Genomic DNA, 19616 nt, shown 5'->3' with positions numbered 1-19616 from the left:
TGCCGATACGTCCGGGCCTCGCGGTTGGGCCGGTGGACGCCATGCGGTGTACGCGTACCTGCCACGCCCGCATGCGCTCCGTCGCGCCCCGCCCCGCCGATGACCGGGCCGAGCGAGGGAGAGCTCCCCCCGTGACCATCGCGCCTGCCGCACCGCGCGCCGAGTCCGTTCCGTCCGACCCGCAAGGTCCTGGGGCCGCGCTGCTGCGCACCCTGACCGAGCTGACGGCCGACCTCCCCGACACCGACCCCGGCAAGGTCGCCGCCGCCGCCCTGCGCGGGCGCAGCTCCGTCGCCGACGAGGCCGAACTGCGCGGACTGGCCACCGAGGCCGCGGCGGGCCTGATCTCCGAGGACCCGGCGTACTCCCGTCTCGCCGCCCGGCTGTTGACGCTGGCCGTCGCCGCCGAGGCCGCCGGCCAGGGCGCCACCTCCTTCGCCGCCTCCGTGGAGGTCGGTCACCGCGAGGGGCTCATCGCCGACCGTACGGCCTCCTTCGTACGGACCCACGCGCGCCGCCTGGACGCGCTGGTCGAGCACGCCCTCGCCGAAGGCGCGGACGACCGCTTCGGCTTCTTCGGCCTGCGGACGCTGCACAGCCGCTACCTGCTGCGCCACCCGATCACCCGCCAGGTCATCGAGACCCCGCAGTACTTCATGCTGCGCGTGGCCTGCGGCCTCGCCGCGGACGAAAGCATCCCGGCCGTCGAGGAAGTGGCCTCGCTCTACCGACTGATGAGCCGCCTCGACTACCTGCCGTCCTCCCCCACGCTCTTCAACTCCGGCACCCGGCACCCGCAGATGTCCTCCTGCTACCTGCTGGACTCCCCGCTGGACGAGCTCGACTCGATCTACGACCGCTACCACCAGGTGGCGCGCCTGTCCAAGCACGCGGGCGGCATCGGTCTCTCGTACTCCCGCATCCGCGCCCGCGGTTCGCTGATCCGCGGCACCAACGGCCACTCCAACGGCATCGTGCCGTTCCTGAAGACCCTCGACGCCTCCGTCGCCGCCGTGAACCAGGGCGGCCGGCGCAAGGGCGCCGCCGCCGTCTACCTGGAGACCTGGCACGCGGACATCGAGGAGTTCCTGGAGCTGCGTGACAATACCGGTGAGGACCAGCGCCGTACGCACAACCTGAACCTGGCCCACTGGGTGCCGGACGAGTTCATGCGCCGCGTGAATTCCGACGCCGACTGGTCGCTGTTCTCCCCGGCCGACGTGCCCGAGCTCGTCGACCTGTGGGGCGACGCGTTCGACGCCGCGTACCGCAAGGCCGAGGCGGACGGCCTGGCGCGCAAGACCATGCCCGCCCGCGACCTGTACGGCCGGATGATGCGCACCCTCGCGCAGACCGGCCAGGGCTGGATGACCTTCAAGGACGCCTCCAACCGCACGGCGAACCAGACCGCCGAGCCGGGCTCGGTCGTCCACTCCTCCAACCTGTGCACCGAGATCATCGAGGTCACCAACGACGGCGAGACGGCCGTCTGCAACCTCGGCTCGGTCAACATGGGCGCCTTCGTCGTGGAGGGGGAGATCGACTGGGAGCGTCTGGACGAGACCGTCCGCACCGCCGTGACCTTCCTCGACCGCGTCGTGGACATCAACTTCTACCCGACCGAGCAGGCCGGCCGCTCCAACGCCCGCTGGCGTCCGGTGGGTCTGGGCGCGATGGGCCTGCAGGACGTCTTCTTCAAGCTGAAGCTGCCCTTCGACTCCCCCGAGGCGAAGGCGCTGTCCACGAAGCTCTCCGAGCGGATCATGCTCGCCGCGTACGAGGCCTCCTGCGACCTCGCCGAGCGCAGCGGCCCGCTCCCGGCCTGGGACAAGACCCGCACCGCGCGCGGCGTCCTGCACCCGGACCACTACGACGTCGAGCTGAACTGGCCGGAGCGGTGGGACGCCCTGCGCGCCCGCGTCGCCGAAACCGGCATGCGCAACTCCCTCCTTCTCGCCATCGCCCCGACGGCGACCATCGCCTCGATCGCGGGCGTGTACGAGTGCATCGAGCCGCAGGTCTCCAACCTCTTCAAGCGCGAGACCCTCAGCGGCGAGTTCCTCCAGGTCAACGCCTACCTGGTGGACGAGCTGAAGCGGCTCGGCGTGTGGGACGCCCAGACCCGCGAGGCACTGCGCGAGTCCAGCGGCTCGGTCCAGGGCTTCGGCTGGATCCCGGCCGAGGTGCGCGAGCTGTACCGCACGGCCTGGGAGATCCCGCAGCGCGGCCTGATCGACATGGCGGCGGCCCGTACGCCGTTCCTCGACCAGTCGCAGTCGCTGAACCTGTTCCTGGAGACGCCGACCATCGGGAAGCTCTCGTCGATGTACGCGTACGCCTGGAAGCAGGGCCTGAAGACCACGTACTACCTGCGCTCCCGCCCGGCGACGAAGATCGCCCGCGCCGCGCAGGCCGCAACCCCCGTAGCGCTCCCCGAGGCTGTCGCCGACGCGGACGCGCTCGCCTGCTCCCTTGAGAACCCCGAGTCCTGCGAGGCCTGCCAGTGACCAGCACCACCGACAAGACGAAGAACCTTCTGGACCCGGGCTTCGAGCTCACCCTCCGCCCCATGCGCTACCCGGACTTCTACGAGCGCTACCGCGACGCGATCAAGAACACCTGGACGGTGGAGGAGGTCGACCTCCACTCGGACGTCGCCGACCTCGCGAAGCTGACGCCTTCCGAGCAGCACATGATCGGCCGGCTGGTCGCCTTCTTCGCGACGGGCGACTCGATCGTCTCGAACAACCTCGTGCTCACTCTGTACAAGCACATCAACTCCCCGGAGGCGCGCCTGTACCTGTCGCGCCAGCTGTTCGAGGAGGCCGTGCACGTCCAGTTCTATCTGACGCTGCTCGACACCTACCTGCCCGACCCGGACGACCGCGCGGCCGCCTTCGACGCGGTGGAGGAGATCCCCTCCATCCGCGAGAAGGCGCAGTTCTGCTTCAAGTGGATCAACGAGGTCGAGAAGCTCGACCGCCTGGAGACGGCGGCCGACCGCCGCCGCTTCCTGCTGAACCTGATCTGCTTCGCCGCGTGCATCGAGGGCCTGTTCTTCTACGGCGCCTTCGCGTACGTGTACTGGTTCCGCTCGCGCGGCCTGCTGCACGGCCTGGCCACGGGCACCAACTGGGTGTTCCGGGACGAAAGCGCCCACATGAGCTTCGCTTTCGAGGTCATCGACACGGTCCGCAAGGAGGAGCCGGAGCTCTTCGACGACGCCCTTCAGCAGCAGGTCACCGACATGCTGAAGGAGGCCGTGGAGGCGGAGCTGCAGTTCGGCCGCGACCTGTGCGGCGAGGGCCTGCCGGGCATGAACACCGAGTCGATGCGCGCGTACCTGGAGTGCGTCGCGGACCAGCGCCTGGTCCGCCTCGGCTTCGCGCCCGTGTACGGCTCGGAGAACCCGTTCTCGTTCATGGAGCTCCAGGGCGTCCAGGAACTGACCAACTTCTTCGAGCGCCGCCCGTCGGCCTACCAGGTCGCCGTGGAGGGCACGGTCGACCTGGACGAGGACTTCTAAGTCCGGCTACGGTCCCCGCCCATGGGGAGAACGACCTGGGCGGGGACGGCCCGGCTGCGGCCCGGGGGGCTGGTGTACGGCGGGGTGATCGCTCCCGCCACCGCGCACGCGCACCACTCCGTACAGGTCATCGCCGCGCTGGGCGGGGACGAGCTGCTCCTGGCCGGCCCGGAGGGAGAGCCCTTCGGCTGCCGGGCGTACGTCGTCCCGCCCGGCGTCCGCCACCGCGTCCTGCGCGGGACCCCGCGCGGGGTGCTGCTGCACTACGACCCCGCCTCGCCCGCGGGGCGCCGTCTCGCGGCGCCGGCGGGGGACGCGCAGGGGCTGCTGCCGCCCGCATTGCCCGCCGATCCGTTCGAGGCGGCGTGCGCGCTGGACTCCGTACTCCCTCAGGACCCGCTGCCCGCCGAGGCCCGGCATCCGGGGCTCGCGCGGGTCCTGGCCTGGCTGCCCGAGGGCATGCGGGACGGCGTACGGCTGTCCGAGGCGGCCGCGGTGGCGCGGCTGTCGGAAAGCCGGCTCGCGCACCTCTTCCAGGCGGAACTGGGGTTGCCGTTCCGCTCGTACGTGCTGTGGCTGCGGCTGATGCGGGCCGCCGAACTCGTCGCCGCCGGTCACTCGCTGACGGACGCCGCGCACGGTGCGGGCTTCGCGGACGGGGCGCACCTGAGCCGGGTCTGCCGCCGGATGTTCGGCATCGCGCCGTCGGACTTCACCCGCTGGATCCGGTGGTCGTAGCAGGTTCGTTCAAGCGGTGAGGGCCGCCCGGGCGCATCGTCGACGCATGAAGACGATCCCCATGCCGCCCCGCGTCCGCGCCGCCTTCGAGGCGGAACTGGCCCGGGCCCGCGCCGCCGACCCGGACACCGCCGCCATGTGGACGGCCCTTGAGCGGGCGCACATCCTGTCCCAGAACTGGGCCGGCCCGCACACCCGGGCCCACTGGCACATGTTCCGCCTCGCCGTGCGCTGCCGGGACCGCGGGGAGACGGCCGGTCAGGTCGTACGGATCCTCGTGGCGGGCGCCGGGTCACTCGCAGGGCGCGTTCCGCAGGGCAATTCGGGGCGTGCCCGGGATGGCCTGTTCACGCCGATGCCCGTCCCGGATGATCTGCGCGCGGTGCTGCGCGGCGCGTAGCTGCCGGTCGATCCGGCGGTCCTGGACGATGCCGTAGAGGGCGGGGCCGAGCAGCAGGGCGGCCACGAAGAGGACGGCTACGTAGTCGAGAAGTGCCGTGTCGAGAAGCGCCGTGTCGAGAGGTGCTGTGTTCATGGGTCCACTCTCGCCACGGCCGCGAGAACCGGACAGTGGCAGGACTGTCATCAAAGTGCGAATTACTGCCACACTGAGACCATGCTGAAGACTGTGCGCCCTTTGAAAAATGTAGCTGTCGCGGTGGTCAACGGGGTCGCCCCCTTCGAGCTGGGCATCTTCTGCGAGGTCTTCGGGATCGACCGCAGTGCGATGGGGCTGCCGACGTACGACTTCGCCGTCTGCGCGGTGGAGGACAACCCGCTGCCCGTCGGCGACGGCCACTTCACGCTGTCCCTGCCGTACGGGCCGGACCGGCTGGAGGAGGCCGATCTGATCTGCCTGCCGGCCGACCGCGAGGCGGCCACCCGCGACTACCCCGAGCCGCTGCTGGCCTCGCTGCGCCGCGCCGTGGACCGGGGCACGCAGGTGCTGAGCGTGTGCAGCGGCGCGTTCATGCTGGGCGCGGCCGGACTGCTCGACGGGCGGCGCTGCACCACGCACTGGATGCACGCCCCGGAGCTGATCCGCCGTTACCCGCGCGCGCTGGTCGATCCCGACGTGCTGTACGTGGACGAGGGCCCGGTGGTCACCGCTGCCGGGACCGCCTCCGGGATCGACGCGTGCCTGCACGTCGTACGGCGGGCGCAGGGCGCGGAGGTGGCCAACACCATCGCGCGGCGGATGGTCGTACCGCCGCACCGGGACGGCGGGCAGGCCCAGTACATCCAGCGGCCGCCGGCGCGTACGGCCTGCGACACGGTGGGCGAGGTGATCGGGTGGATGGCCCGCCACTTGGAGGAGGAGATCACCGTCGAGCAGCTCGCGGAGCGCGCGCACATGTCACCGCGCACCTTCGCCCGTCGCTTCCTCCAGGAGACCGGCACCACCCCGTACCAGTGGGTGCTCCGTCAGCGGGTGCTGCTGGCGCAGGAGCTGCTGGAGTCCACGGACGAGACGGTCGACGCGATCGCGGGCCGCTGCGGGTTCGGCAACGCGGCCGCCCTGCGCCACCACTTCCTGCGGACGCTGGGCACCACCCCGAATTCCTTCCGGCGTACGTTCCGGGGCCCGCAGGCGGCGTGACGGTGCCTCAAACGCCCCTACACGGGCGGTCGACGGGCGACTGTGGTCCCGTTCCCCCGCTTCGGGATGCGCCTACGGTGGTCACGCCAGGCGCCGCGCCGCACTCCGGCCCCGCGGCGCCCGAACCGACTTCCCAGGGGGAAATCATGTGTCACACCGCCCGCCTGTTCACCACCGCGGCGATCACCGTCAACGGCAACGGCTGGGACGTCGCCCCCGCCAACGGCAACCGGAACACCAACGGCTGGGACGTCGCCCCCGGTCAGTCGTTCGCAACGATCTCGTAGCGCGGGGTCCCCTCGGCCATCTGCCGCAGGGCGTCCTTGCGGTCGCGCTTCGAGAGCCGGTCGATGTACAGGTACCCGTACAGGTGGTCGGTCTCGTGCTGGAGGCAGCGCGCGAAGTAGCCGGTACCCCGGACCTTGATCGGGTTGCCGTGCGCGTCCTGGCCGGTCACCTCGGCGTAGTCCGGGCGCGCCAGCGCGGCGTACGCGGTCGGGACGGAGAGGCAGCCCTCGTTCGAGTCGTCGAGCACGCGCCGCTCGGCCGGGATCTCCACGAGCTTCGGGTTGATCACGACACCGGTGTGCCGGTTGCCCTCGTCGTCGGGGCAGTCGTAGACGAAGACCTTGGCGTCCACGCCGATCTGGTTCGCGGCCAGGCCCACGCCCTCGGCGGTCTTCTGGCTGGCGAACATGTCGTCGATCAGCTGGGCCAGCTCGTCGCCGAACTCGGTGACGTCCTTGCACTCCCGGTGCAGCACCGGGTTGCCGACCACCGTGATCGGCCGGGACGTGCCGCGCTCGCGGTGGGCGAGCTCGCGCGCCTCACAGTCCTCGGTGTCCACGACGTAGCCGTCGTCATCGACCGGGACAACCTGGTTCTCCTGCTGCGCCATGTCCGCCGTACGCCTTCCGTAAGTCACCGATGTGCCGGTACAGCCTACGGCCCAGGCTCAGCAGACTTCCTCGAGATCCCGCCACTCCCGGCTGTCCGGACTGTCCGCGACCCAGCCGTCGAGCAGTCCGCGCACCAGACCCGCCGGCGCCGCGATGCCGCATTCCCGCTCGGGCACCCACAGGGATCCGGAACCGGCCGTGCGGTGGCCCAGCGGGCCGGGGTGGCCCGGTTCGCTGTGATCGTGCGGGTCCAGGTGGTCGCCGTCGCCCTCGTCGCTCGGCATCGCGCTCTCCGAGCAGGTCCGGCACAGCAGGCGCACCGACGAGGACCAGTCCTCGGCGGCGAAGCCCGCGTCCGAGGCGAGCTGCTCCAGGGCGTCGCGGTCCGCCTCCGTGGCCGCCTCCAGCAGCACCACCCAGGTCGGCACCGGCGAGGGCGCCCACAGCTCGATCTCGTCGAAGACGGGGTACGAGGGACCGGCCGCGGTGACCCGCTCGCCGTGCGGGACCCCGTCGTGGAGGACGACCTCGCCCCAGCGCCGCCCGGAGGAGGGCAGCGGGATCGACAGGACCTCCATCCGGGCCGGGTCGAGCCGGCGGCCCCAGACCACCTCGGCCTCGCCTTCGGGCGAGAGCCGTACGGCGGCGCTGCCGAGCTCCATGCCGACCGGTTCGCCACAGCCCTTCCCGGTGGCGGCCGCGCTGTGCGGGTCATCGGGCACCTTCAGGCCGTACGCCTGCCAGGCCCTGCGGGCCAGCGGCCAGTCCTGGAGCGCGGTCGCGGCGATCCCGACGTTCCACCAGTCGGGGGCGCCGGTCTCGCGGTCCAGCAGGGCCACGGCGCGCAGCCCGGCGGCCCGCGCCTGCTCCCAGTCGTGCCGGAACTTGTGCAGCAGGGCCAGGTTGAACCAGGACTCCGACAGCCAGGGCTCCAGGTCCGCCGCTCTGGTCAGGAGCGCGCCCGCGTCCTCGTACCGCCCGTCGCCGATCAGCGTGAACGCGCGGTCGGTGGCCTGCCGCCACGAGGCGGAGGGCCGATGCCGTACCTTCCCGAAGATCCTCACGATTCCCGCCTGCCGGTCCAACGGTGCAGCCTTGCGGACACCCTCACGGACACTCTCCTCTGCATCCAACCATGCCCGCTCGGACGGCCGCTCATTACCCATGGGTTACCCCGGTCGGACGGGATCAACTCTGGCACGTCCGCCCCTGGCCAGAACCCTCGCCAGAGACTCCACGACCTCCGGCTGGTAGTCCTGCCCGGTGCCCAGCCGCAGCTGCTCCAGGGCGGCCAGTGAGCCGCCCGGGTGACGGCCGCCGCCCGCCAGGTCGTCGTACGCGTTCACCGCGCGCACGATCCGGGCCGCGACGGGCTGGTCCCGGTACGGGTCGGCCTGGCGCTCCACGATCACGGCGACCTCCGGCGGGACCCCGGTCTGCCGGGCCACCTCGCCGCCGAGCCCGGCGATCCGGCGGGCCTCGGCCGCGGGCAGCTCGGCGGTCGCGCCCGAGGGCACGGGGTCGACGAGGGAGAGCTGGCCGATGTCGTGCATCAGGGCGGCGTACTCCAGCACCGTGAGCTCCCGCTCCGACAGTCCGAGGTCCCGGCCGACGGCGCAGCTGAGGGCGGCGACGCGGCGGGAGTGGCCGGGCGGGGTGTACCCGGCGATCTCGGTGGCCCGTGCCAGGGAGGTGATGGTCTGGCGGTAGGTGGTGCGGATGGCGGTGATCCGGTGGAAGGACATCTGGGTCAGCAGCAGCGGCACGCTGAAGACGGGCAGGGCCCACAGGCCGGCGACGGCCACGCCGAGGGCCATCACGACCCCGGTGGCGCAGATCGCCGAGCCGATGCCGAGCTGGGCGCGCAGTTCGTCGCGCAGCAGGGGCCCGTACGGCCACCCCGTGCGGGCGCCGGCGAGGGCGGCGGCGAGCACGGCGTCGCACAGGGCGGTGAGGCCGAGCAGGAGCAGCAGGAAGAGGACGAGGTACGGGCCCTGCCCGACCCGGTCCTCCAGTCGGCCGGAGTTGTAGAGCGGCTGGAAGCAGGCGGCGGCGAAGGCGACGGTGAGCACCCGGCGGGCCAGGTGGTCGAGGGCGGGTCCGCGGCCCCGGGCGACGTGCGGGACGATCCCGACGAGCGCGGCGGCGACCACGACGGCGACGGTCTGGAGCACCCCGTGGTGGGTGGCCTGTCCGGCGTTCTGGCCGAGCAGGGCGTAGGCGAGGGCTCCGGCGGAGCCGAGCGGTGCGGGCTGGCGGTCCTCGGCGGGGAGGTGCCCGGCCGTGTCCCGGTGGTCGCGGCGGGCGAGCTCGCCGACGGCGATCAGGGTGCCGGAGGCGAGGGCGACGCCGGGGTCCGCGACGCCGGTCCACAGGGTGTGCCCCAGTCCGGCCGCGGTGATCACGGCGGCGGCTCCCCGTACGGCCCACACGGCCCAGGCCCTCACCGGGCGCCCCGGGCGGGCGGGGGGCCGGGGGCCCGGGCGGCGCCGGGCAGCGGCTCGCCCTCGCCGGGCGGGCGGGCGGCCGGCAGGTCCTCCGCTTCGCCGCCGTCGGCGTCGGCTCGGGCCTGGCCGGTGGGGGGCATCGCGGCGCTGCCGCGCGCCGTCCGGGCGATCAGCTGCCCGGCCGTGGCCGGCTCCTGGCCCTGGGCCTGGGCCTGGGCCTGGGCCTGGGCCTGGGCCTGGGCCGACAGCGCTCCGGCCGGGGCCCCTGCCACTCCGGCGCTGATCACCTGGAGGTCGTCGTCCGAGGTGACCACGGGATGCCAGCCGTGCCGCCCGATGGCTTCCACCAGGGCCCGCACCATGGCCGGGTCGAACTGGGCCCCCGCGCAGCGTTCCAGTTCCGCCAGGGCGACCTCCACCGGCCGGGCCCGGCTGTACGAGCGGGTCGAGGTCATCGCGTCGAAGGAGTCGGCCACCGCCACCACCCGGGCGAGGACCGGGATCTGCTCCCCGGTCAGCCCGTACGGATATCCGGAGCCGTCGACCCGCTCGTGGTGGTGGAGGATCGCGGACCGGGCCTCCCCCAGGAAGCCGATGCCCCGCACCATCTCGTGCCCGTACTCGGGGTGCAGTTCGATGACGCGGCGCTCCTCGGGGGTCAGCGGCCCGTCCTTGCGGAGCAGCCGGGTCGGTACGCCGAGCTTGCCGACGTCGTGCAGGATCCCGGCGATGCGGACGACTTCGAGGCGGTTCTCGGCCATGCCCAGCTCGCGGGCGATCATCGCGGAGGCCTGGCCGACCCGCTCGCTGTGGCCGCGCGTGTAGCGGTCCTTGATGTCGACGGCCTGGACGAGGGCGCGGATCGTGGCCCGGTGGGCGGCGCGCTCGCGGTGGTACTGGGCGAAGACCCAGCAGGAGATGTACATCGGCAGCAGCACGAGCAGCGCGGCCGGGAGCCCGTAGGGGCTGCGCCACATGACGGCCATCATCAGTCCGGCGAGGCCGTGTACGCAGTGCGGGGCGATGCGGGACGCCGGGAACCCCGTCAGCAGTCCGCGCCAGGCGGTGGCGGCGGGCCGGTGTTCGGCGGCGGCCAGGATGCCCCCGTCGAGGGCGGTGAGCACGAGGCAGAAGGCGACGGCGGCGATCGCCGCGGGGCCCATCACGTAGGGGAAGTCCGCCACCCAGGCGGACGGGTCCGCGCCCTGCCCGAGGCCGCCCGCCGGCGGCCCTGTGGCCCCGCCGCCGGAGCCTCCCGCGCCGGCGAGTGCCTCCCGGCCGCCGAGGAGCCCGTACGCCTGCCCGGCCACCCAGGCCGCTATGGACTGTTGGGCTCCGTGCCACACGCGGCGCACCCGGGCGGGCCGCTGGACGACCGTCTGGGCGAGTCCGCCGGGCAGGGCCACGAGCGCGGCGGCGGCGGGCGGCAGCAGGAAGACGGCGGCCAGTACGACGGGGAAGAAGGAGCCGATGCCCTCGGGGACGCGCCTGCCCAGCAGGGGGCAGATCTTCACGAGTTCGCAGCCGAGGTAGAGGACGGCCAGCAGGGCCACGGTCGGCCAGGGCGTCGAAGTGTCCGTCAGACCGGGGACGACGCACGCGGCGGCGGCGAGAACGGCGCACAGGATGTACGCGCGCGCCGTCGGCGGAAGTACCCGCATGGCGCTCTCCTCCCCCCTGTGCGGTGCACGCCGGGTACTGAATCAAACCAGTACCGAAAGGGGAGAATAAGTCGGCCCCCGGGGGAAGCGGGGCACATTTTCGCATTACGCCGTACGGTCGCCCCCGGATTAGCACCTTCGGGTGAACGAAGTGCCCTTCCGGGGGCGGTTGTTCAGCCGGTCGCGGGATCGGCGGTGACGTCGTGGTCGGGCACGGCCTGACCCGACCGGATCAGTTCGATCCGCCCCATCACCTTGGAGCGCAGGTCGGTCGGCACGTCGTCCGATCCGCAGCAGCGCTTCACCAGTTTCTTGACGGCCTGCTCCAGGCCGTACTTCTCCAGACAAGGATTGCACTCGCCGAAGTGCGTCTCGAACTTCGTGCAGTCGCTGTCGGGCATCTCGTGGTCCAGGAACTCATAGAGATGGTCCAGGACCTCCGCGCACTCCGTCTCGTGCGGCTCTCCGCAGCTCATGAGCCCGAGCCTTTCAGGTCGTTCGACTCTCCCGCGCCGGCGGGGACCAGCCCGCGCTCGCGGGCATAGTCCTCCAGCATTCCGCGGAGTTGACGGCGGCCACGGTGCAGTCGCGACATGACCGTACCGATGGGTGTACCCATGATGTCCGCGATCTCCTTGTACGCAAAGCCCTCTACGTCGGCAAGATAGACCGCGATGCGGAACTCCTCCGGAATGGCCTGCAGCGCTTCCTTCACATCCGAATCGGGCAGGTGATCGAGTGCCTGCGATTCGGCGGAACGCAAACCGGTCGACATGTGCGACTCGGCGCGTGCCAGCTGCCAGTCCTCGATCTCCTCCGCGGCACTGCGCTGGGGCTCGCGCTGCTTCTTGCGGTAGGAGTTGATGAACGTATTGGTCAGAATGCGGTACAGCCACGCCTTGAGGTTGGTGCCCTCGCGAAACTGGTGGAAGGACGCGTACGCCTTCGCGTACGTCTCCTGGACCAGGTCCTCGGCGTCGGCCGGGTTGCGCGTCATGCGCAGCGCGGCGGAGTACATCTGGTCGAGGTAGCCGAGGGCGTCCCGCTCGAAGCGCGCGTTGCGCTCCGGGGTTGTCTCCTGCGCCTGGCCTTCGTCGGTCCCAGCGACAGGACCCACCTCCTCCGACAGCGTGGCGGCGTCTCCGAAAGCGGATCCGCTCGAATCGGAGAATAGTCGACCATCCCGGCCTTCCGCCGCCCGAGGCGAGGCGCGCTTGGGCGCGGGCAGGACCGTCCAGTCCAGGTCAGCGGCCTGCGGACGGTTCTGGCTGATGACCTGGGTCATTCGCTCCCTCTCCTCCGACGTCATTCCCTACGTACCGACACTCCCCACAACAGGGCGCCTCGGCAGCGCATTCCCGGGCGGGGCACGGGTTTCGGACGGCCCGCGGGTCGGCTCCGGCGCCGGGTGAGCGGGATCACCCGGGAAGGGAACGGGAATGTGTCAGGTCACCCGCGCCCGCTGAGCCGGGAGAGCCACGGGGCCACGGCGCCGGTGATCACGGCGAGGGCCTCCTCCTGGGTGGGGCCTGCCTTCTTCGGCACCGCGAAGCCGTGGTCGCCGAAGGGCACCTCGACGAGTTCGTACGGGTCCCCCGCGCCCGGCGTCGGGAACTCCTCGGGGCGCCCGAACGGGTCCCGGCCGCCCTGGACCACCAGCGTGGGCCGCCCGGCGCCGAGCAGCTCGTCGGCCCGGGACTTCTCGGGCCGGCCCGGCGGGTGCAGCGGGAAGGCCAGCGCCAGCACCCCGGCCGCGTCCAGCTCGACGGCGGTCCGGCAGGCCACCCGGGCCCCGGCGCTGCGCCCGCCGGCCACCACCGGCAGGCCGGGCCGTCGCAGCGCGGGCCACAGGCCCCGCCAGCCCTCGTCCAGTACCTTCGGCGCGGCGGCGACCTTCTTCCCGGCGACCCGCCAGGGCTGCTCGACGAGGGCGACGGTGACGCCCTGCGGGGGCAGGGCGGCGGCGAGGGCCTGGAGGTCGCGGGCCTCGATGCCGCCGCCGGCGCCGTGGCCCAGGGCGAGCACGATCCGGGCCTTGCGGGCGGTGTGCCAGGTGACGCGGGCCTCGCCCGCCGGGGTGTCGACGCTCTCGGTTCGGCTGCTCATGAGCCGATCATGCCCGGTCAGAAGAGCGTGCCCTCCTCCGGCGCGGCCAGCTCTCCCAGCAGCTCCGGCCCGTTGTTGCGTACGTTGCTCACGGCGGTGGACACCGGGTACGCCCGCATCAGCCCGCCCGGCGGCGGCGCCAGCAGCCCGCGCAGCTCGTTCTCGTCGCCGCGGGCCGGGTCCAGCCAGGCGTCCCAGCGGTCCGGTGTGAGCATCAGCGGCATCCGGGGGTGGATGTCGGAGAGCGAGCGCGGCCCCTCGGCGGGAGCGACGCCCAGCGGTCCGGTCTCGGCCTCTGTGGTGATGACCGAGCAGGTCACCCACCAGGCGAGCGGGTGCTCGTCGGGCACGGTCCGGTCGCGCCAGAACTCGTATATCCCGGCCATCGCGAAGACGGAGCCGTCGGTCGGGAGGACGAAGTAGGGCTGCTTGCGGGCCCGCTTCTTCTTTCCCTCCACCTCCAGCTGCCGCTCGTCGTGGGCGGTGACCCATTCGTAGTAGCCGTCGGCGGGGACGATGCAGCGGCGCTGTGCGAAGGGGCGGCGGAAGGACGGCTTCTCGTGCAGGGTCTCGGACCGCGCGTTGATCATCCGGGCGGCGCCCTCGGGGTTCTTCGCCCAGGACGGGACCAGGCCCCACTTCAGCGTTCGCAGCTGGCGAACCGGACGGCGGTCCGGTGCGTCTTTGAGGGGACGGTCGAGGACGACGTGGACGTCCTTCGTCGGCGCGACGTTCCAGTCGGGGGCCAGGGTCTCCTGCGGCTCCCACCGCTCGACACCGAAGATCCCCGCCAGATCCTCGGGGGCACGACTCGCCGCAAACCTTCCGCACATGGCTGACACACTGCCATGACCCCCGCCCCCCACCGCAAGGAGTCCGCCACTCCATGGACAGCATCACCGCCGACCTCTGGGACCGGCTCACCGGCATACAGACCGAGCCCGCCTGGTGGCTGGTGGTCGCGACGGGCCTGGCCGCGCTGGCCACCGTGGGCCCCCGCCCGCTGTGGCAGCTGTCCCGCAACGCGATCACCATCGCGCACGAAGGCGGGCACGGGCTGCTGGCCCTGCTGACCGGGCGGCGCCTCCAGGGGATACGGCTGCACTCCGACACCAGCGGGGTCACCGTCAGCCGGGGCAGACCGACCGGGACCGGGATGGTCCTGACCGCCGCCGCCGGGTACACGGCGCCCTCGCTCCTCGGCCTCGGCGGGGCCGCCCTGCTGTCGGCCCACCGGATCACGCTGCTGCTGTGGGCGGCGACCGCGCTGCTGGTGGTGATGCTGGTCATGATCCGGAACGCGTACGGGGTCCTGACGGTGGTGCTGACCGGCGGCACGTTCGTCCTGGTCTCCTGGCTGACGCCGACCGAGGTCCAGGCGGTGTTCGCGTACGCGGTGGTGTGGTTCCTGCTGCTGGGCGGGGTCCGTCCGGTGTTCGAGCTCCAGGCCAAGCGCCGCCGCGGTGGCGCGCCGGACTCGGACGCGGACCAGCTCGGACGGCTCACCCATGTGCATCCCCTCGTCTGGCTGCTCCTCTTCCACACGGTCGCGCTGTGTTCCCTGATCGGCGGCGGGCGCTGGCTGCTCGGTCTCTGAGACGGGACCGCGATCCAGATCGGGGGTCGTGGGAAGCCACTAAAGTGGAGGCCATGACCGAGACCCCCGCGCTCCAAGCCCTCTGGCCCGCTCCGCTCGCGGACGGCGCCGTCCACGCCACCGTCACCGTGCCGGGTTCCAAATCGGTCACCAACCGCGCCCTCGTGCTCGCCGCCCTCGCCGCCGAACCGGGCTGGGTGCGCCGCCCGCTGCGCTCGCGCGATTCCCAGCTGATGGCGGACGCGCTGCGCGCGCTGGGCGTAGGCATCGAGGAGACGGTCTCCTCCAGCTCCGCCGGATCCACCTCGGCCGCGGTGGGCGGGGAGGCCTGGCGCATCATCCCGGCCGCCCTGCACGGCCCGGCCACCGTCGACGTCGGCAACGCGGGCACGGTCATGCGCTTCCTGCCGCCCGTCGCGACCCTCGCCGCCGGTGACATCCGTTTCGACGGCGACCCGCGCTCCTACGAGCGCCCCCTCGACGAGGTCATCAACGCGCTGCGCGCCCTGGGCGCCCGCATCGACGACGACGGCCGGGGCGCGCTGCCCCTCACCGTCCAGGGCGGCGGGGCCCTGGAAGGCGGCACGGTCGAGATCGACGCCTCCAACTCCTCGCAGTTCGTCTCGGCGCTGCTGCTCTCCGCCCCGCGCTTCAACCAGGGCGTGGAGGTCCGGCACACCGGCAGGACGCTGCCGTCGATGCCGCACATCCGGATGACGGTGGAGATGCTGCGCGCGGCGGGCGCCCAGGTCGACACCCCCGAGGCCGGGGGCGAGAAGAACGTGTGGCGGGTCACGCCCGGCGCGCTCCTCGGCCGCGACATGGTCGTGGAGCCCGACCTCTCCAACGCCCAGCCGTTCCTGGCCGCGGCCCTGATCACCGGCGGCACGGTCACGATCCCGGACTGGCCGCGCCGCACCACGCAGCCCGGTGACGCGCTGCGCCGGATCTTCACGGAGATGGGCGGGTCCTGCGAGCTGACCGACGAGGGCCTGGTCTTCACCGGCACCGGCAAGATCCACGGCATCGACGTGGACCTGGGCGAGGTCGGCGAGCTGACCCCGGGCATCGCGGCGGTCGCGGCGCTCGCCGACTCCGAGTCGGTCCTGCGCGGTGTCCAGCACCTGCGGCTGCACGAGACGGACCGGCTGGCGGCGCTGACCGCGGAGATCAACGGGCTCGGCGGCGATGTCACCGAGACCGCCGACGGCCTGCACATCCGCCCCCGTCCGTTGCACGGCGGGGTCTTCCACACCTACGACGACCACCGGATGGCCACCGCGGGCGCGGTGATCGGCCTGGCCGTGGAGGGCGTGAAGATCGAGAACGTGGCCACGACCGCGAAGACCCTGCCGGACTTCCCGAAGATGTGGACCGACATGCTCGGTAAAGCGCCGACGGGCGCGGGAGCGTAGGGCCGGACATGCGCAGGTACGGCAAGCACACCGATGAGGACGACATTCCGACCCGCCCGAACCCCAAGGGCAACCGGCCGCGGACGAACATCCGCCCGAAGCACGAGGACGCCTCCGAGGGTTTCGTCCTGACCGTCGACCGCGGCCGGCTGACCTGCCTGGTCGGGAACCGCGCGATCCACGCGATGAAGTCCAGGGAGCTGGGCCGCAAGGCGGCGGTGGTCGGCGACCGGGTCTGGATCGTCGGTGACCTGTCGGGGAAGAAGGACACCCTGGCCCGGATCGTGCGGATCGAGGAGCGCAAGTCCGTCCTGCGCCGCACCGCCGACGACGACGACCCGTACGAGCGCGTGGTCGTCGCCAACGCCGACCAACTGGCCATCGTCACGGCCCTGGCCGATCCGGAGCCCCGGCCCCGGATGATCGACCGCTGCCTGGTGGCCGCGTACGACGCCGGGCTGGAGCCGCTGCTGGTCCTCACCAAGTCGGACCTCACCTCCCCCGACAAGATCCTGGAGATCTACTCCACGCTCGGGGTGAACTACGTCGTCACCAACCGCGACGAGCTGGCGACGGGCGACGCCGCCGACAAGGTGCGTGAGAAGCTGGAGGGCCGGATAACGGCCTTCGTGGGCCACTCGGGCGTCGGCAAGACCACCCTGGTCAACTCGCTGGTGGCGCCGGACCGCAAGCGGGCGACCGGAGTGGTCAACGCGGTCACCGGGCGCGGACGGCACACCACCACCTCGGCGCTGGCGCTGCCGCTGCCCGGGATGGAGGGCTGGGTCATCGACACCCCGGGCGTGCGCTCCTTCGGTCTGCACCACGTGGACCCCTCCCGCGTGATCCTGGCCTTCCCGGACCTCGTGCCGGGCACGGAGGAGTGCCCGCGGGCGTGCAGTCACGACGAGCCGGACTGCGCGCTCGACAAGTGGGTGGAGGACGGTCACGCGGACCCGGCGCGGCTGTATTCGCTGCGGCGGCTGCTGGAGACGCGGGAGCGGCGCGAGGGCGACTGATCGCGGGTGTGTCGTGTGGCCGCGTTTACCGGACGACCTGTCTGGATAAATGCATAATCGCACCGAGTGGCGCGCAGGTTCGGGCCGGGAGTCAGGCCGAGACCGGGTCACATGACGCGGGGAGGCATTCGCCATGGCGTGGCTGCTGGTCGTGGTCGCCGGACTCCTGGAGACCGGTTTCGCGGTCTGCCTCAAGCTCTCCCACGGATTCACCAGACTGTGGCCGACCGTCGCCTTCGCGTGCTTCGCGCTCGGCAGTTTCGGCCTGCTGACCCTCGCGCTGAAGAAGCTGGACGTGGGCCCGGCGTACGCGGTCTGGACGGGCATCGGGGCGGCCGGGACCGCGATCTACGGGATGGTCTTCCTCGGCGATCTCGTCTCCACCCTCAAACTCGTCTCGATCTCGCTGGTCATCCTCGGGGTGATCGGGCTCCAGCTGTCCGGGTCGGCGCACTGAGCGGTCCACCGAGCAGGCGGAGCAGTTCCCCCGGTCCCGGCTCCTCTCCCGGGGCGACCACGTAGGACAGCGCGAGCCGCACCGCGAGCTCGCAGCGCAGTGCCGGCTCCGGCGTGAGGGCGGCGGCGGCCCGGTCGCGTACGGCTCGGGCCAGTTCCCCGGGGCCCAGCGGCAGGGCCCCCGTCCGGGCTCCGCGGTGCGCTCCGTGCCGGGGCGGTGCGGGCAGGGCGGCGCTCCAGCTGCCGGTCAGCAGGGCCCTCAGGAGGGGTTGCGTGTCCGCCGCCCGTACGGTCCACTCGGCGACGGCGGCGAGCCGCTCGGCGGCTGCCCCCGGGCCATGGCGACGGTCGGGGGTCAAGGCCCGGTCGACGCCGTCGAGGTACCGGTCGGCGGCGCGGCGCACCAGGGCGCGGCCGAGGCCTTCCTTGCCGCCGAACTCGTTGTAGAGGGTCTGCCGGGACACCCCGGCCGTGGCCGCCACCTCGACCATCCGTACGGCCGGCCAGGGGCGCGCGGACAGGGCCGCTTCCGCCGCTTCCAGCAAGGACTCCCGGGCCGCCGGCATCGTCGCCTCCCCCGCTGGGTTCACTGGCCGTGTTCGTTGGCTGCGCTCACTCGCCAGAGTTGACGGGCCGACAGGTCCTGTCAAGGGTGCCTCCCGGCCGCACTGTGGACCCCGGTCGCCCGGCCGCGGGAGTCTCGATACTGTTCGGACATGCCCGAGTATGACGATGACCTCCGCCTTGCCCTCGAACTCGCCGACGCGGCGGACGCCGCCACGATGCAGCGGTTCCGCGCCCTCGACCTGGTGGTCGAGACGAAGCCGGACATGACCCCGGTGAGCGAGGCCGACAAGGCCGCCGAGGAGATCATCCGGGCCGGGATCGAGGCCGCCCGGCCCGACGACGCGATCCTGGGCGAGGAGTACGGGCTCCAGGGCACCGGCCCGCGCCGCTGGGTCGTGGACCCGATCGACGGGACGAAGAACTACGTGCGCGGCGTCCCCGTCTGGGCGACGCTGATCTCCCTCATGGCGGAGGGCGCCGACGGGGTGTTCCGCCCGGTGGTCGGCGTGGTGTCGGCGCCGGCGCTGGGCCGGCGCTGGTGGGCTGCGCAGGGCGGCGGGGCGTACGCGGGCGGCGCGCTCGGCGAGACCGGCGCGATCGGCGTCTCCAAGGTCTCGACCCTGGGCGACGCCTCGTTCGGGTACTCCTCGCTGACCGGCTGGGAGGAGCGGGGCCGGCTCGCCGGGTTCCTCGACCTGACGCGCAGGTGCTGGCGTACGCGCGGCTACGGCGACTTCTGGCCGTACATGATGGTCGCGGAGGGCTCCCTGGACCTGTGCGCCGAGCCGGAGCTGAACCTGTGGGACATGGCCGCCATCGCGGTCGTGGTCCAGGAGGCGGGCGGCCGCTTCACGAGCCTGGACGGCGTGGACGGGGTGCACGGCGGGAACGCCGCCGCCTCGAACGGCCTGCTGCACGAGGAGATGCTGGACCTGCTGCGTCCGCGCGCCTGAGCGCCGTGCGCGGGTGAACGCGCCGGACACAACCCGTGCACGCTCCTTGCTGGCGTCCCGTACCCGTGGGAATCTGAGGATCCCCCCGCTTGTGCGCTTGTGAAACTCTTCTCTAAGTCGGTTCTCGTGCAGGGCTCGAGCGCACCCGCCCCGCGGGGGGATTCACCAGGAGGTGGCTCTCTTCATGCTCGTCCGTGACGCCATGAGCACCGTGATACTCACCCTCGGACCCGCCCACACCCTCCGGCAGGCGGCCTGCCTGATGTCCGGCCGGCACGTGGGTGCGGCCGTCGTCCTCGACCCCGACAACAGCGGCATCGGCATCCTGACCGAGCGCGACATCCTCAACTCGATCGGGGCGGGCCACGATCCCGACCGGGAGACCGTGGGCGCGCACACCACCAACAACGTCGTGTTCTGCACCCCGCAGGCCACGCTTCAGGAAGCAGCCGAGGCCATGGCGCACGGCGGTTTCCGCCATCTGATCGTGCTGGAACACGGCGGACCGGTGGGCATCGTGTCCGTACGCGACATCATCCGCAGCTGGGTCGCGCCGCGGCGCACCGTACCGGCGTAGGGCGGGCGAACGACGCCGGGGCGGGCCCCACCGGGGGGGGGTGGGGCGCCCCGGG

The 19616-nt window shown here is 72.4% G+C and carries 20 protein-coding genes and 1 pseudogene; 12 read left to right on the top strand and 9 right to left on the bottom strand.

Annotated elements, in window-relative coordinates; translation table 11 throughout:
* The first annotated feature begins 131 nt into the window (after positions 1 to 131).
* The 6 genes from ACWDYJ_RS30070 (at position 132) to ACWDYJ_RS30045 (ending at position 6151) form a co-directional block, all read left to right on the top strand.
* On the top strand, positions 132 to 2507 hold the full coding sequence (locus ACWDYJ_RS30070; RefSeq protein WP_451568737.1) for a ribonucleoside-diphosphate reductase subunit alpha: 2376 nt from the start codon (positions 132 to 134) through the stop codon (positions 2505 to 2507).
* A 62-nt stretch (positions 2508 to 2569) separates the two neighbouring features.
* On the top strand, positions 2570 to 3526 hold the full coding sequence (locus tag ACWDYJ_RS30065) for a ribonucleotide-diphosphate reductase subunit beta (protein WP_451568748.1): 957 nt from the start codon (positions 2570 to 2572) through the stop codon (positions 3524 to 3526).
* 21 nt (positions 3527 to 3547) lie between these two features.
* Positions 3548 to 4264, top strand: coding sequence for a helix-turn-helix domain-containing protein (locus ACWDYJ_RS30060; protein ID WP_451568736.1), 717 nt, complete (start codon positions 3548 to 3550; stop codon positions 4262 to 4264).
* A gap of 46 nt (positions 4265 to 4310) precedes the next feature.
* Positions 4311 to 4664, top strand: a complete 354-nt coding sequence (locus ACWDYJ_RS30055) for a DUF3703 domain-containing protein (RefSeq protein ID WP_451568735.1) — start codon at positions 4311 to 4313, stop codon at positions 4662 to 4664.
* 216 nt (positions 4665 to 4880) lie between these two features.
* On the top strand, positions 4881 to 5864 hold the full coding sequence (locus tag ACWDYJ_RS30050) for a helix-turn-helix domain-containing protein (RefSeq protein ID WP_451568734.1): 984 nt from the start codon (positions 4881 to 4883) through the stop codon (positions 5862 to 5864).
* 146 nt (positions 5865 to 6010) lie between these two features.
* A complete protein-coding gene (locus tag ACWDYJ_RS30045) occupies positions 6011 to 6151 on the top strand; it encodes a hypothetical protein (RefSeq protein ID WP_451568733.1) in 141 nt (46 codons plus the stop codon).
* On the opposite strand, the gene def is transcribed toward ACWDYJ_RS30045, so the two are convergent.
* The 8 genes and pseudogenes from def to ACWDYJ_RS30005 form a co-directional block, all read right to left on the bottom strand.
* A complete protein-coding gene (gene def, locus ACWDYJ_RS30040) occupies positions 6127 to 6762 on the bottom strand; it encodes a peptide deformylase (RefSeq protein ID WP_451568732.1) in 636 nt (211 codons plus the stop codon). The genes ACWDYJ_RS30045 and def overlap by 25 nt on opposite strands.
* A 57-nt stretch (positions 6763 to 6819) precedes the next feature.
* The gene (locus ACWDYJ_RS30035; RefSeq protein ID WP_451568731.1) at positions 6820 to 7827 is read right to left on the bottom strand and encodes a tetratricopeptide repeat protein; all 1008 of its coding nucleotides are present in this window, start codon (positions 7825 to 7827) and stop codon (positions 6820 to 6822) included.
* Between the two features lie 105 nt (positions 7828 to 7932).
* The gene (locus ACWDYJ_RS30030; protein ID WP_451568730.1) at positions 7933 to 9210 is read right to left on the bottom strand and encodes an HD-GYP domain-containing protein; all 1278 of its coding nucleotides are present in this window, start codon (positions 9208 to 9210) and stop codon (positions 7933 to 7935) included.
* A gap of 263 nt (positions 9211 to 9473) precedes the next feature.
* Positions 9474 to 10871, bottom strand: a pseudogene (locus ACWDYJ_RS30025) (HD-GYP domain-containing protein); the annotation flags it as partial.
* A 173-nt stretch (positions 10872 to 11044) separates the two neighbouring features.
* On the bottom strand, positions 11045 to 11347 hold the full coding sequence (rsrA, locus tag ACWDYJ_RS30020; RefSeq protein WP_053676413.1) for a mycothiol system anti-sigma-R factor: 303 nt from the start codon (positions 11345 to 11347) through the stop codon (positions 11045 to 11047).
* Positions 11344 to 11988, bottom strand: coding sequence for a sigma-70 family RNA polymerase sigma factor (locus ACWDYJ_RS30015; RefSeq protein WP_266576354.1), 645 nt, complete (start codon positions 11986 to 11988; stop codon positions 11344 to 11346). Before ACWDYJ_RS30015 ends, rsrA begins: the two co-directional genes overlap by 4 nt.
* Positions 11989 to 12320: 332 nt before the next feature.
* Entirely contained in the window at positions 12321 to 12977 is a 657-nt protein-coding gene (locus ACWDYJ_RS30010; RefSeq protein WP_451568729.1) for an alpha/beta hydrolase family protein, read from the bottom strand.
* A 17-nt stretch (positions 12978 to 12994) separates the two neighbouring features.
* Positions 12995 to 13810 carry an SOS response-associated peptidase gene (locus ACWDYJ_RS30005; RefSeq protein ID WP_451568728.1) on the bottom strand — a complete coding sequence of 272 codons (816 nt, stop codon included), beginning with the start codon at positions 13808 to 13810 and terminating at the stop codon, positions 12995 to 12997.
* A gap of 53 nt (positions 13811 to 13863) precedes the next feature.
* Here ACWDYJ_RS30005 and ACWDYJ_RS30000 point away from each other — a divergent pair, with 53 nt between their 5' ends.
* The 4 genes from ACWDYJ_RS30000 to ACWDYJ_RS29985 all read left to right on the top strand — a co-directional run bounded on the left by ACWDYJ_RS30000 (position 13864) and on the right by ACWDYJ_RS29985 (position 17465).
* Positions 13864 to 14574 (top strand): M50 family metallopeptidase, encoded by a 711-nt coding sequence (locus ACWDYJ_RS30000; protein WP_451568727.1) that lies wholly within the window; start codon positions 13864 to 13866, stop codon positions 14572 to 14574.
* Between the two features lie 53 nt (positions 14575 to 14627).
* The gene (aroA, locus tag ACWDYJ_RS29995; protein WP_451568726.1) at positions 14628 to 15989 is read left to right on the top strand and encodes a 3-phosphoshikimate 1-carboxyvinyltransferase; all 1362 of its coding nucleotides are present in this window, start codon (positions 14628 to 14630) and stop codon (positions 15987 to 15989) included.
* Positions 15990 to 15997: 8 nt separating this feature from the next.
* The gene (rsgA, locus tag ACWDYJ_RS29990; protein WP_451568725.1) at positions 15998 to 17008 is read left to right on the top strand and encodes a ribosome small subunit-dependent GTPase A; all 1011 of its coding nucleotides are present in this window, start codon (positions 15998 to 16000) and stop codon (positions 17006 to 17008) included.
* Positions 17009 to 17141: 133 nt separating this feature from the next.
* On the top strand, positions 17142 to 17465 hold the full coding sequence (locus ACWDYJ_RS29985; protein ID WP_030011402.1) for a DMT family transporter: 324 nt from the start codon (positions 17142 to 17144) through the stop codon (positions 17463 to 17465).
* Here ACWDYJ_RS29985 and ACWDYJ_RS29980 read toward each other — a convergent pair.
* Positions 17419 to 18030, bottom strand: coding sequence for a TetR/AcrR family transcriptional regulator (locus ACWDYJ_RS29980; RefSeq protein WP_451568724.1), 612 nt, complete (start codon positions 18028 to 18030; stop codon positions 17419 to 17421). The two genes, ACWDYJ_RS29985 and ACWDYJ_RS29980, sit on opposite strands and share 47 nt — an antisense overlap.
* A gap of 150 nt (positions 18031 to 18180) precedes the next feature.
* Between ACWDYJ_RS29980 and hisN the strand changes: the two genes are divergently transcribed.
* A complete protein-coding gene (gene hisN, locus ACWDYJ_RS29975) occupies positions 18181 to 18984 on the top strand; it encodes a histidinol-phosphatase (protein ID WP_451568723.1) in 804 nt (267 codons plus the stop codon).
* Between the two features lie 184 nt (positions 18985 to 19168).
* Entirely contained in the window at positions 19169 to 19561 is a 393-nt protein-coding gene (locus ACWDYJ_RS29970) for a CBS domain-containing protein (protein ID WP_451568722.1), read from the top strand.
* Positions 19562 to 19616: the final 55 nt, after the last annotated feature.

Source organism: Streptomyces sp. NPDC003042 (genome assembly GCF_053591315.1).
Note: the sequence above shows the minus strand (reverse complement) of the source record. Positions and strands in the feature narration are given on the sequence as shown.

Coding starts and splice junctions, on each gene's coding strand:
- ACWDYJ_RS30045 (WP_451568733.1), top strand. CDS start 6,011: ATGTGTCACACCGCCCGCCTGTTCACCACCGCGGCGATCACCGTCAAC.
- ACWDYJ_RS29985 (WP_030011402.1), top strand. CDS start 17,142: ATGGCGTGGCTGCTGGTCGTGGTCGCCGGACTCCTGGAGACCGGTTTC.
- ACWDYJ_RS30050 (WP_451568734.1), top strand. CDS start 4,881: ATGCTGAAGACTGTGCGCCCTTTGAAAAATGTAGCTGTCGCGGTGGTC.
- ACWDYJ_RS30000 (WP_451568727.1), top strand. CDS start 13,864: ATGGACAGCATCACCGCCGACCTCTGGGACCGGCTCACCGGCATACAG.
- ACWDYJ_RS30055 (WP_451568735.1), top strand. CDS start 4,311: ATGAAGACGATCCCCATGCCGCCCCGCGTCCGCGCCGCCTTCGAGGCG.
- hisN (WP_451568723.1), top strand. CDS start 18,181: ATGCCCGAGTATGACGATGACCTCCGCCTTGCCCTCGAACTCGCCGAC.
- def (WP_451568732.1), bottom strand. CDS start 6,762: ATGGCGCAGCAGGAGAACCAGGTTGTCCCGGTCGATGACGACGGCTAC.
- ACWDYJ_RS29980 (WP_451568724.1), bottom strand. CDS start 18,030: ATGCCGGCGGCCCGGGAGTCCTTGCTGGAAGCGGCGGAAGCGGCCCTG.
- rsgA (WP_451568725.1), top strand. CDS start 15,998: ATGCGCAGGTACGGCAAGCACACCGATGAGGACGACATTCCGACCCGC.
- aroA (WP_451568726.1), top strand. CDS start 14,628: ATGACCGAGACCCCCGCGCTCCAAGCCCTCTGGCCCGCTCCGCTCGCG.
- ACWDYJ_RS29970 (WP_451568722.1), top strand. CDS start 19,169: ATGCTCGTCCGTGACGCCATGAGCACCGTGATACTCACCCTCGGACCC.
- ACWDYJ_RS30010 (WP_451568729.1), bottom strand. CDS start 12,977: ATGAGCAGCCGAACCGAGAGCGTCGACACCCCGGCGGGCGAGGCCCGC.
- rsrA (WP_053676413.1), bottom strand. CDS start 11,347: ATGAGCTGCGGAGAGCCGCACGAGACGGAGTGCGCGGAGGTCCTGGAC.
- ACWDYJ_RS30065 (WP_451568748.1), top strand. CDS start 2,570: ATGCGCTACCCGGACTTCTACGAGCGCTACCGCGACGCGATCAAGAAC.
- ACWDYJ_RS30060 (WP_451568736.1), top strand. CDS start 3,548: ATGGGGAGAACGACCTGGGCGGGGACGGCCCGGCTGCGGCCCGGGGGG.
- ACWDYJ_RS30005 (WP_451568728.1), bottom strand. CDS start 13,810: ATGTGCGGAAGGTTTGCGGCGAGTCGTGCCCCCGAGGATCTGGCGGGG.